This is a genomic window from Citrobacter pasteurii, assembly GCF_019047765.1.
Taxonomy (GTDB): Bacteria; Pseudomonadota; Gammaproteobacteria; order Enterobacterales; family Enterobacteriaceae; genus Citrobacter; species Citrobacter pasteurii.
Window position 1 is genome coordinate 588,695 of sequence record NZ_CP077262.1, and the last position, 12,038, is coordinate 600,732.

At 53.8% G+C, this 12,038-nt stretch carries 8 protein-coding genes; 6 read left to right on the top strand and 2 right to left on the bottom strand.

From position 1 onward, the window contains the following. Positions 1-2: 2 nt before the first annotated feature. The 3 genes from glgC to glgP are packed head-to-tail and all read left to right on the top strand — an operon-like array spanning position 3 to position 5,198. Positions 3-1,298 carry a glucose-1-phosphate adenylyltransferase gene (gene glgC, locus I6L54_RS02855; protein WP_005121610.1) on the top strand — a complete coding sequence of 432 codons (1,296 nt, stop codon included), beginning with the start codon at positions 3-5 and terminating at the stop codon, positions 1,296-1,298. Further along, positions 1,298-2,731, top strand: coding sequence for a glycogen synthase GlgA (gene glgA / locus I6L54_RS02860; protein WP_040231717.1), 1,434 nt, complete (start codon positions 1,298-1,300; stop codon positions 2,729-2,731). The genes glgC and glgA overlap by 1 nt, the downstream gene beginning before the upstream one ends. 19 nt (positions 2,732-2,750) lie before the next feature. Then, positions 2,751-5,198, top strand: coding sequence for a glycogen phosphorylase (glgP, locus tag I6L54_RS02865; RefSeq protein ID WP_005121612.1), 2,448 nt, complete (start codon positions 2,751-2,753; stop codon positions 5,196-5,198). Between the two features lie 91 nt (positions 5,199-5,289). On the opposite strand, the gene glpD is transcribed toward glgP, so the two are convergent. Next, positions 5,290-6,798, bottom strand: a complete 1,509-nt coding sequence (gene glpD / locus I6L54_RS02870) for a glycerol-3-phosphate dehydrogenase (protein WP_005121613.1) — start codon at positions 6,796-6,798, stop codon at positions 5,290-5,292. A 202-nt stretch (positions 6,799-7,000) separates the two neighbouring features. Here glpD and glpE point away from each other — a divergent pair, with 202 nt between their 5' ends. From glpE to I6L54_RS02885, 3 genes are all read left to right on the top strand, one after another. Then, on the top strand, positions 7,001-7,327 hold the full coding sequence (glpE, locus tag I6L54_RS02875; RefSeq protein ID WP_005121614.1) for a thiosulfate sulfurtransferase GlpE: 327 nt from the start codon (positions 7,001-7,003) through the stop codon (positions 7,325-7,327). 103 nt (positions 7,328-7,430) lie between these two features. Next, entirely contained in the window at positions 7,431-8,261 is an 831-nt protein-coding gene (gene glpG / locus I6L54_RS02880) for a rhomboid family intramembrane serine protease GlpG (protein WP_005121615.1), read from the top strand. Between the two features lie 15 nt (positions 8,262-8,276). Next, positions 8,277-9,035 carry a DeoR/GlpR family transcriptional regulator gene (locus I6L54_RS02885; RefSeq protein ID WP_003023499.1) on the top strand — a complete coding sequence of 253 codons (759 nt, stop codon included), beginning with the start codon at positions 8,277-8,279 and terminating at the stop codon, positions 9,033-9,035. Between the two features lie 41 nt (positions 9,036-9,076). Here I6L54_RS02885 and malT read toward each other — a convergent pair whose 3' ends face one another. Further along, complete coding sequence (gene malT, locus I6L54_RS02890) at positions 9,077-11,782, bottom strand: HTH-type transcriptional regulator MalT (RefSeq protein ID WP_040231719.1); 2,706 nt, start codon at positions 11,780-11,782, stop codon at positions 9,077-9,079. Between the last annotated feature and the right edge of the window lie 256 nt (positions 11,783-12,038).

The following is a 12,038-nucleotide window of genomic DNA, read 5'->3' on the forward strand; positions in this document are numbered from 1 at the left end:
TCATGGTGAGTTTAGAGAAGAACGATCGTGTAATGTTGGCGCGCCAGCTGCCATTAAAATCTGTTGCCCTGATCCTGGCCGGTGGCCGCGGAACCCGTCTGAAAGATTTAACCAACAAACGAGCCAAGCCCGCCGTGCACTTTGGCGGTAAATTCCGCATTATTGATTTTGCCTTATCCAACTGCATTAACTCCGGGATCCGTCGTATTGGCGTGATCACGCAGTACCAGTCACATACCCTGGTGCAGCATATTCAGCGCGGCTGGTCATTCTTTAGCGAAGAGATGAACGAGTTCGTCGATCTGCTGCCTGCACAGCAGAGAATGCAGGGTGAAAACTGGTATCGCGGCACGGCGGATGCGGTGACCCAAAACCTGGATATCATTCGACGCTACAAAGCGGAATATGTGGTGATCCTCGCAGGCGATCATATTTATAAGCAGGACTACTCACGCATGCTGATCGACCACGTCGAGAAAGGCGCACGTTGCACCGTCGCCTGTATGCCAGTGCCGATCGAAGAAGCCAGTGCGTTTGGCGTAATGGCTGTTGATGAAAACGACAAAATTATCGAATTCGTTGAAAAACCAGCCAACCCGCCGGCGATGCCTGGCGATCCGACCAAATCGCTTGCCAGTATGGGGATCTACATCTTCAACGCCGATTATCTGTATGAACTGCTGGCGGAAGATGATCTCGATGAAAAATCCAGTCACGATTTTGGCAAAGACATCATCCCAAAAATCACCGAAGCTGGCATGGCGTATGCACATCCGTTCCCGTTGTCCTGCGTGCAGTCTGACCCGGAATCCGAGCCATACTGGCGTGATGTGGGAACGCTGGAAGCCTACTGGAAGGCGAACCTCGATCTGGCTTCGGTGACGCCTGAACTGGATATGTACGACCAGGACTGGCCAATCCGTACGCATATGGAATCGCTGCCGCCAGCGAAATTCGTGCAGGACCGTTCCGGTAGCCACGGCATGACGCTGAACTCGCTGGTTTCCGGCGGCTGTATTATTTCCGGTTCGGTGGTGGTGCAGTCCGTACTGTTCCCGCGAGTGCGGGTGAATTCTTTCTGTAACATTGATTCGGCAGTGTTGTTACCTGAAGTGTGGGTGGGACGTTCGTGTCGCTTACGTCGTTGCATTATCGATCGCGCCTGCATCATTCCTGAGGGCATGGTGATTGGCGAAAATGCGGAAGAAGATGCTCGTCGCTTCTACCGCTCAGAGGAAGGCATTGTGCTGGTCACGCGTGAAATGCTACGCAAACTGCAAATCAAACAGGAGCGATAATGCAGGTTTTACACGTTTGTTCAGAGATGTTCCCCCTGTTAAAAACCGGGGGACTGGCGGATGTTATTGGGGCGTTACCTGCGGCACAAATTGCGGACGGTGTGGATGCCCGCGTGTTGCTTCCGGCGTTTCCTGATATTCGTCGCGGCATTCCCGATGCGCAGGTCGTGACGCGCCGGGATACCTTCGCGGGCAGGATCACGCTGCTGTTCGGACACTACAACGGCGTCGGCATTTACCTGATTGATGCGCCGCATCTCTATGACCGTCCCGGGAGCCCGTATCACGATACGAACCTGTTTGCGTATACCGATAACGTGCTGCGTTTTGCGCTGTTGGGTTGGGTCGGCTGTGAAATGGCCTGCGGCCTTGATCCATTCTGGCGCCCGGATGTGGTGCATGCGCATGACTGGCACGCTGGCCTGGCACCAGCGTACCTGGCGGCGCGCGGCCATCCGGCGAAATCGGTGTTCACCGTACACAACCTGGCGTATCAAGGCATGTTTTATGCAAAGCATATGGATGACATCCAATTGCCATGGTCGTTCTTTAACGTGCACGGACTGGAATTTAACGGGCAGATTTCGTTCCTGAAGGCCGGGTTGTACTACGCCGACCACATTACGGCGGTCAGTCCGACCTACGCGCGGGAAATTACCGAGCCGCAGTTCGCCTACGGCATGGAAGGGTTGTTGCAGCAGCGCCATCGCGAAGGGCGTCTTTCCGGCGTGCTGAACGGTGTTGATGAAAAAATCTGGAGCCCGGAAACCGATCTGCTGTTGGCGTCGCGCTATACCCGTGACTCTTTGGAAGAGAAGGCCGAGAACAAACGGCAGCTACAGATTGCGATGGGGCTTAAGGTTAACGATAAAGTGCCGCTGTTTGCCGTAGTCAGCCGTCTGACCAGTCAAAAAGGGCTGGATCTGGTACTGGAAGCGCTGCCTGGGTTGTTAGAGCAGGGCGGACAACTGGCGTTGCTCGGCGCGGGCGATCCGGTATTGCAGGAAGGGTTCTTAGCTGCGGCCGCGGAACATCCAGGCCAGGTTGGCGTGCAGATTGGTTATCACGAGGCCTTCTCGCATCGCATCATGGGCGGGGCCGATGTGATATTGGTGCCCAGCCGTTTTGAGCCGTGCGGCTTAACGCAATTGTATGGACTGAAGTACGGCACGTTGCCGCTGGTGCGGCGTACCGGCGGGCTGGCTGATACGGTGTCTGATAGTTCGTTGGAAAACCTGGCGGACGGTATCGCCAGTGGGTTTGTATTTGAAGATAGTAATGCCTGGTCGCTGTTACGGGCGATCCGGCGTGCTTTCGTGTTGTGGTCGCGCCCTTCGCTGTGGCGGTTTGTGCAACGTCAGGCAATGGCAATGGATTTTAGCTGGCAAGTCGCGGCGAAGTCCTACCGTGAGCTTTACTATCGCCTGAAATAGATATCCAGGAATCACCTATATGAATGCTCCATTTACTTATGCATCGCCCACACTCAGCGTAGAGGCTCTTAAGCATTCTATCGCCTACAAGCTGATGTTCACGATTGGCAAAGATCCGGTCATTGCCAACAAACATGAGTGGCTTAACGCCACGTTATTCGCGGTGCGCGATCGTCTCGTGGAGCGCTGGCTGCGCTCTAACCGTGCGCAATTATCGCAGGAAACTCGCCAGGTCTATTATCTGTCAATGGAGTTTCTTATTGGCCGCACGCTTTCCAATGCACTGTTATCGTTGGGGATTTATGACGATGTCAAAAATGCGCTGGAAGGCATGGGGCTGGATCTTGAAGATCTGATTGACGAAGAGAACGACCCTGGTCTTGGTAACGGTGGTCTTGGTCGTCTGGCAGCCTGCTTCCTTGACTCTCTGGCAACACTGGGTCTGCCGGGGCGCGGTTACGGTATTCGCTATGACTACGGGATGTTCAAACAGAATATTGTCGATGGCCGACAGAAAGAGTCGCCGGACTACTGGCTGGAATACGGTAACCCGTGGGAATTTAAACGCCACAATACACGCTACAAAGTGCGTTTTGGCGGGCGTATTCAGCAGGAAGGCAAGAAAACGCGCTGGATCGAGACCGAAGAGATTCTGGCGGTAGCTTATGACCAGATTATCCCGGGTTACGACACTGACGCCACCAACACGCTGCGTCTGTGGAACGCCCAGGCCAGTAGCGCAATCAACCTCGGTAAATTTAACCAGGGCGACTATTTTGCGGCGGTGGAAGATAAAAACCACTCCGAGAACGTCTCCCGCGTGCTGTATCCGGATGACTCTACCTATTCCGGGCGCGAGCTGCGTTTGCGTCAGGAATATTTCCTGGTCTCCTCGACGATCCAGGACATTCTGAGTCGCCATTATCAGCTGCACCAAACCTACGATAATCTGGCAGATAAAATTGCTATTCACCTCAATGACACCCATCCGGTGCTGTCGATTCCTGAGCTGATGCGTCTGCTGATTGATGAGCACAAGTTTAGCTGGGACGATGCCTTTGAGGTGTGCTGTCAGGTCTTCTCGTATACCAACCATACGCTGATGAGCGAGGCGCTGGAAACCTGGCCGGTGGATATGCTGGGTAAAATTCTGCCGCGCCACCTGCAAATCATCTTTGAGATTAACGATTACTTCCTGAAAACGCTGCAGGAGCAGTATCCGAGCGATACGGATCTGTTGGGGCGGACGTCGATCATCGATGAATCCAACGGCCGCCGGGTGCGTATGGCATGGCTGGCGGTGGTGGTGAGTCACAAGGTTAACGGCGTTTCTGAGCTGCACTCCAACCTGATGGTACAGTCGCTGTTCGCTGACTTTGCGAAGATCTTCCCAACCCGTTTTTGCAACGTTACCAACGGCGTGACGCCGCGTCGCTGGCTGGCGCTGGCGAACCCGGCGCTTTCCAATGTGCTGGATGAGAACATTGGCCGTACCTGGCGCACCGATCTCAGTCAGCTCAGCGAACTGGAACAACACTGCGATTTCCCGCTGGTGAACCAGGCGGTGCGTCATGCGAAGCTGGAGAACAAAAAGCGGCTGGCGACGCTCATCGCGCAGCAGTTGAATGTGGTGGTGAATCCGAAATCTCTGTTTGATGTGCAGATCAAGCGTATTCACGAGTACAAGCGTCAGTTGATGAACGTGCTGCATGTGATCACCCGCTACAACCGTATTAAGGCCGATCCTGACGCTGAGTGGGTGCCGCGTGTGAATATTTTTGCCGGTAAGGCGGCTTCGGCCTATTACATGGCGAAGCACATCATTCACCTGATTAACGATGTCGCGAAAGTGATTAACAACGATCCACAGATTGGCGACAAGCTGAAGGTGGTGTTTATTCCTAACTACAGCGTCAGCCTGGCGCAGGTGATTATTCCTGCCGCCGACCTGTCTGAGCAAATCTCACTGGCCGGGACCGAAGCCTCCGGGACCAGTAATATGAAATTTGCTCTCAATGGTGCGCTGACCATCGGTACGCTGGATGGCGCTAACGTTGAGATGCTGGAGCATGTGGGCGCAGAGAATATCTTTATCTTCGGGAATACTGCGGAAGAAGTGGAGGCGCTGCGTAGTCAGGGCTACAAGCCGCGTGAGTATTACGAGAAAGATGAAGAGCTGCACCAGGTGCTGACGCAAATCGGCAGTGGCGTATTCAGCCCCGAGGAGCCGGGGCGCTACCGTGACCTGGTGGACTCACTGATCAACTTTGGCGACCACTATCAGGTGCTGGCGGATTATCGCAGCTACGTTGATTGTCAGGATAAGGTTGATGAACTGTATCGTCACCCGGAAGAGTGGACCACGAAGTCGATGATAAACATCGCTAATATGGGCTACTTCTCGTCGGACAGGACGATCAAAGAGTACGCCGAGAACATCTGGCATATTGATTCGGTGCGATTGTAATACACGATGCCGGGGGCGCTTCGCTTGCCCGGCCTACGTTTATATACTCTCGTAGGCCGGATAAGGCGTTAGCTGCCATCCGGCATTTTTATCAGGATGCCAGAGACAGCTGGTGTTTCTCAACGTACTCTGTCAGCCACTGGGTCATGCGCGACTGCTGCTCGGCATTCAGCCACATCCCTTCTTTCGTACGACGCCACAGTGCATCTTCTGCACGGCGAACCCACTCGTGCTCGACCAGGTATTTCAGCTCGGCTTCATAGAATTCATGGCCAAAATCTTCGCCCAACTCGGCAACCGAAGTCGCTTCGCCGATGATCCATTCCGTGTTGCTGCCATAGGTGCGTGAATAATGGCGCGCCAGCGACTCGGTCAGGAACGGATAGCGACGGCGCAGTTTTGCCGCGAAATCCTCACGGTCACCACCAATATCTCCGCCTGGCAGGATGCACTCTTTGGTCCATGCTGGCCCAATGCCTTGATAGTAAGACGACAGTTTTTCCATCGCGTGTTCAGCCAGCTTACGGTAGGTCGTCAGCTTGCCGCCGAAGACCGACAGCAGCGGTGCTTTGCCGTTTTCATCATGGATATCCAGCGTGTAATCACGGGTGATAGCTTGTGGTGAGTCCGATTCGTCATCGCACAGCGGACGTACGCCTGAATAGGTCCAGACGATATCGTCACGGCCCAGCTGTTTCTTAAAGTGCGCGTTGTAGACCTTAAGCAGGTAATTGATTTCACTCTCATCAATTTTCACTGCTTTTGGGTCGCCTTTGTATTCGACGTCGGTCGTCCCGATGATCGAGAATTCGTCCATCCATGGGATAACAAACACAATACGCTTATCTTCGTTTTGCAGGATGTAAGCCTGCTTCTGGGTATGCACGCGCGGCACCACAATATGGCTGCCTTTAATCAGGCGGATACCGTATGGTGACGGCAGATGCATGCCGTCGTCGAAGAACTCTTTTACCCACGGACCGGTGGCGTTGACCAGACCGCGCGCCTGCCAGGTGTGTTTTTTACCGGTATCGATATCTTCAGCTTCAACAACCCACAGACCGTTTTCGCGACGAGCGGAGGTTGCGCGGGTACGGGTTAATACTTCCCCACCTTTACGCACAACCATTTGGGCGTTTGCCAAAACCAGACGCGCATCGTCTACCCAGCAGTCAGAATATTCGAAACCGCGCACAATCTCGGGTTTCATTACGGAATCCGCGCCAAAACGCAAACCGGTCGAACCCGGCAAACTGGTGCGTTTGCCCAGATGATCGTACATAAACAGACCAATACGGATCATCCATGCCGGACGCAGATGCGGGCGATGGGGCAAACGAAAGCGCATTGGGAAGGCGATATGCGGTGCCATTTTCAACAGCACTTCACGTTCGGCCAGCGCTTCGCTAACCAGACGGAATTCGTAGTGTTCCAGGTAGCGCAGGCCACCGTGAATGAGTTTGGAGCTGGCGGAGGAGGTCGCGCAGGCTAAATCCTGTGCTTCCAGCATCAGCACGGATAATCCGCGTCCAGCGGCATCTGCCGCGATACCGGCACCGTTGATGCCTCCACCTATCACAATCAGATCTTTGGTTTCCATGCTGGCCTCTCGCACTTTCGTTATAGCTCATTAATGTTCGTTATCGAGCATAATAGCAAAGAATCGCGCCATTGGTAACATCGGATAAACAATTTACAGTGATACATATAACATTATGGCGTTTACCTGCTCAGGCAACGTACACTGGAGGGTAATATTGGTTACCTGCCAGAACATAAGTAGAACTTAAAAAGAGAACACCATGGATCAGTTTGAATGTATCAATGTCGAAGAAGCCCATCAGAAACTACTGCACGGAATGGCGGTGCTGGTGGATATTCGCGATCCGCAAAGTTATGCGATGGGTCACGCACCCCAGGCGTTTCATCTGACGAACGATACGCTGGGGACGTTTATGCGTGACCACGATTTCGATACCGCCGTGATGGTGATGTGCTACCACGGCAACAGCAGTAAAGGTGCGGCACAGTATCTGCTTCAGCAAGGTTATGATGCGGTTTACAGTGTCGATGGCGGCTTTGATGCCTGGCATCGACATTTTCCTGCAGAAGTGACGTTTGGTTCGTAAGCTATCCCCTTCATTTAAGTATGGCGGGTATAACAAAGATGCAGCCTGAAACAGGCAGGGTCTATATACTGTCCTCTTTTGTGTGGAATAAGCGACAGCAACCATGTTGATGATTACCTCTTTTGCTAACCCTCGCGTGGCGCAGGCGTTTGTTGATTACATGGCAACACAGGGCGTTATCCTGACGATTCAACAACATCAGCAAACGGATGTCTGGCTGGCGGATGAGTCCCAGGCTGAGCGTGTACGGGCTGAACTGGCGCGTTTTCTGGAGAATCCGGGCGATCCGCGTTATCTGGCGGCAAGCTGGCAGTCGGGGCAGACCGACAGCGGTTTGCGCTATCAACGCTATCCGTTTCTTGCTACGTTGCGCGAACGTGCGGGTCCGGTGACCTGGGCGGTGATGGCCGCGTGTGTGTTGGTGTTTATCGCAATGAATGTGATGGGTGACCAGGCGGTTATGCTCTGGCTGGCATGGCCGTTTGATCCTACGCTGAAATTTGAATTCTGGCGTTATTTCACCCACGCGTTTATGCACTTCTCACTGATGCACATTCTCTTCAACCTGCTGTGGTGGTGGTATCTCGGCGGCGCGGTTGAAAAACGACTCGGCAGCGGAAAACTGATCGTCATTACCGTAATTAGCGCGTTGTTGAGCGGCTATGTGCAGCAGAAATTTAGCGGCCCGTGGTTCGGTGGACTTTCCGGCGTAGTGTACGCCCTGATGGGCTACGTGTGGTTGCGTGGCGAGCGCGATCCGCAAAGCGGTATTTTCCTGCAGCGTGGTTTGATTATCTTTGCTTTGATGTGGATTGTTGCTGGCTGGTTTGATGTGTTCGGCATGTCGATGGCGAACGGCGCACATATCGCCGGGCTGGCCGTCGGTCTGGCAATGGCATTTGCTGATACTATTCATGTGCGAAAACGAACGTAATTTCAGGGAACCATAATGAAGCAAACACAACGACATGACGCGATCATCGAACTGGTAAAGAAACAGGGATACGTCAGCACCGAGGAACTGGTGGAGCATTTCTCCGTCAGCCCGCAGACGATTCGCCGCGATCTCAACGATCTGGCCGATCAGAACATGATTCTGCGCCATCACGGCGGCGCGGCGCTGCCCTCCAGCTCGGTCAACACCCCGTGGCATGACCGTAAAGCGACGCAAACGGCGGAAAAAGAGCGTATTGCCCGTAAAGTTGCCACGCAGATCCCGAACGGCTCCACGCTGTTTATCGACATTGGCACCACGCCGGAAGCGGTCGCTCATGCGCTGCTTAATCACAGCAACCTGCGCATTGTGACCAACAACCTCAATGTGGCTAATACGCTGATGGCAAAAGAGGATTTCCGCATTATTCTGGCCGGTGGCGAACTGCGAAGCCGCGATGGCGGGATTATGGGCGAAGCGACCCTCGACTTTATTTCACAGTTCCGTCTGGACTTTGGCATCTTAGGGATAAGCGGTATCGACAGCGATGGTTCGCTGCTGGAATTTGATTATCACGAAGTTCGCACCAAACGCGCGATTATTGAGAATTCGCGCCATGTGATGCTGGTGGTGGATCACTCGAAGTTTGGTCGTAATGCGATGGTGAACATGGGCAGTATCAGCATGGTGGATGCCGTATATACCGACACGCTGCCGCCCGCTGGCGTGATGCAGGTCATCGCCGACCATCATATCCAGTTAGAGCTGTGCTAAGCGGGTTCCAGGCCTGATACGCGTGGCGCATCAGGCGTTAACTAAACGCCATACCCCATCATTTTCAGCAGCTTCTGCGCATGTTGCACCGCATCCTGGCGGTGCGCCACGCCAAGCTTTTGGTACAAGTTGCGGATATGCGTCTTAATGGTCGTCGCGGCAACAGCCAGCTCACCGGCAATCTGCTCGTTGCTGTAGCCAGAATAAATCAGACCGAGAACCTGCCATTCACGCTGGGTCAGCGGGCTGGTACGGATCAGCTCCGGGACGTCCGGGTGGGTGAGCAGGCGTTCAACGAACCCTTCATCAAAGTGGGCGAATTTGTGGCGGTGATGCTGGTTAATCTCGCGCAAAATACGCTGCGCACGATGCTGTTCAAGTTCCGGTAATGTGTTGAGCTGAATCAGCTGGCGTAACTGCTGCGCCATGGCCTCGCCTTCGATCACAAAGTGGCTGATGAACCCGGTGCGGTTCGCCAGTTGCAGGGCGTCGAGCAACACCCGCTGTGCGTCATTTTTACGTCCCGCCTGCCAGTACAACTGGTTAAGCAGCAGCAGGTTACGGTTAAGATCGCTCATCAGGCGCAGGTTACGCGCATTTTCGTTTAGTTCTTCCAGCACAATCTCTGCCGGTTCAAACTCACCCAGCAGGATCTGCGCGCGGGCGATGTTACGCCACTGGCTTTGCAGGAAGTGGTTGTTAGCGAATTCTGGTTTTGGTGTGTGGCGCAGCCAGTTGGCGGCGGAGTTTTTGTCACCGACCATTTGCCAGTAAATGACGCGCACCTTATCGGCGTTGGAGATCCAGTCGCTGTGATAGTGGCCGTTGCCCAGCAGGTTTTCCAGACGGTTGAGCAGGCTACGCGCGTTGTCCAGATCGCCCCGCGCCAGCGAACACTGAACCAGCAGCGCCAGGCACTGAAGCTGTTGCTGCGGCTGGAAGGTTGCAAGCAGTTCAATGCCGCTACGGGCAGAGGCTTCTGATTCATCCAGACGCGCCCATGCCCACAGGAGTTGCGCCCGGATACGCACCAGAAACTCGTGCATCGGCAGCTGTTCCAGATGCTGCTCTTTAATCAGCTGGAACGCTTTTTCCTGTGTTTCCCAGGCGGCCTGTAAAAAGCCCTGGGCAAATAAAATTTCGCTTTGTTGGATCAGACTCCACAGCGCGTAATGCCAGACGTCATGATGACGCGCCATTTGCTCTGTTTGTTGCATCAACGCCAGAGAACGCGTGAGATCGCCTTTACAGTGCAGGACCTCACCGTGCACTGACGTGGCAACGATGCGACTATAAAACCAGGCAATCGGTAATTCATCCAGCGCCAGTTTTGCCAGACGTTCTGCCTCGTCCGGGTTGCCGTCGTTAATCGCTACCTGCGCACGTAAAGCGTTAAATTCGGCATGTAGCGTCTGTTCCATATCGCCTTTCATTTCCTGCTCTGCGCGAGCCAGCAGGGTGTTAACTTCGCTGTAGCGGTGTTGGCTTTGCATCAGCCAGGCCTGCAGCAGCACCAGGCGTGGATTTTCCAGCAGGCTTTCCCACGGCAGGGCTTTCAATGACTCTTCAAGTAATGCCAGTTCGCTGTGGTTAAACAGTCCCCACGCATGATTGAGCAGAATGTCGCGCAGCATATGGGCGTCACCTGCCGCCAGCGCGTGGTGGATGGCTTCGGTCGGAAAACCTTGCGCCATCCAGCTTTCAGCGGCGGCGCGGTGTATTTCGGGAAGTTCGGTAGCTAACTCCCACTGACAACGCTGGCGTAAAAAGCTGCCAAATAGCGGGTGATAGCTAAACCATTCGCCGACATCATCCATCCGCTGCAGGAATAATCCCTGGCGCTCAATTTCCTCCAGCCGCATTTGGCCGTTTTCTTCGCCCGTGACCCGAACAATCAGCGCATCGTTCATCGAGCGCAGGATGGCGCTTTTTAGCAGGAAATGGCGGGTTCCGATATCGACGCTGTCCAGGACTTCATCGACCAGATAATCGGATAAATGGCTGGCGTTGATGCCGGCCAGACGTCGTGCCGACTGGTGGGCGGAATGGTTGTTCTGACGGGCAGATAAGGCGCTCAGCTGTAGCGCCGTGGCCCAGCCTGCAACGTCATCGCACATGCGGCTACTTTCCGCAGCCTCAATTGGGGAGGACAGGCGACGGTCAAAGAATTGTTTGGCTTCCTGGTGGTTAAAGGCCAACTGCTGGCTGCCGATTTCCAGCAGTTGATCGCGTACGCGCAGGTTGGCAATGCCCAGTTGCGGTAGGTTACGCGACAGCACGACTAGCGTCAGATTCTCCGGCTGATGGCGCAGGAAAAAACGCATCGCTTCGTGGATGGCTGGATTGGAGATCAGATGATAATCATCCACGACCAGATAGAGTGGACGATGCCACTCCGCCAGTTCAATGAACAGCTGGGCAAACAGTGAGGTCAGGCTGACATACTGGCGTTTTTGCACCATGGCTTCGCTGGTGGTGCAGTGCCCACCGGTCGCCTGTTGGATTGCCGCAATCAAATAGCTGGCGAAGCGCTCTTGCTGGTTATCGCCTTCATCCAGGGAGTACCAGCCTAATTCGTTCTTCCCCGCCGCCCATTGTGAAACAAGCGTTGTTTTTCCATAACCAGCCGGACTTGTTATCAGGGCAAGCCTGAAATTGTTCGCGCCGGAAAGTTTAGCCAGCAGGCGCTCACGAACCACCGTATGGTCGAGTCGAACCGGACGACTTAATTTAGACGGAATCAATATAAGTTAGTCACTTCACTGTGTGAATATGGGGGAAAATGATTTTTTTTGCGCTTCGTAATTAATAGATATAAGGTCGGCCAGAACGGGATTTATTGCAAGCTAAGCGGACTTTTTGTGTGTCTGATTTTGCACTATGTCACAAATCTATACATCTATTGCAATAATTGTTTTAAAGAGTCGCAACAGGCATGGTAACTGGATCCAGCGTTATTTTTACGGGGTGGAATAACTCATCTTTTTTTATGTGGTTACTGTA

What these genes read in the sequence shown, in the direction of transcription:
- glgC (WP_005121610.1), top strand. Translation starts at nt 3, where the DNA reads ATGGTGAGTTTAGAGAAGAACGATCGTGTAATGTTGGCGCGCCAGCTG.
- glgA (WP_040231717.1), top strand. Translation starts at nt 1,298, where the DNA reads ATGCAGGTTTTACACGTTTGTTCAGAGATGTTCCCCCTGTTAAAAACC.
- glgP (WP_005121612.1), top strand. Translation starts at nt 2,751, where the DNA reads ATGAATGCTCCATTTACTTATGCATCGCCCACACTCAGCGTAGAGGCT.
- glpD (WP_005121613.1), bottom strand. Translation starts at nt 6,798, where the DNA reads ATGGAAACCAAAGATCTGATTGTGATAGGTGGAGGCATCAACGGTGCC.
- glpE (WP_005121614.1), top strand. Translation starts at nt 7,001, where the DNA reads ATGGATCAGTTTGAATGTATCAATGTCGAAGAAGCCCATCAGAAACTA.
- glpG (WP_005121615.1), top strand. Translation starts at nt 7,431, where the DNA reads ATGTTGATGATTACCTCTTTTGCTAACCCTCGCGTGGCGCAGGCGTTT.
- I6L54_RS02885 (WP_003023499.1), top strand. Translation starts at nt 8,277, where the DNA reads ATGAAGCAAACACAACGACATGACGCGATCATCGAACTGGTAAAGAAA.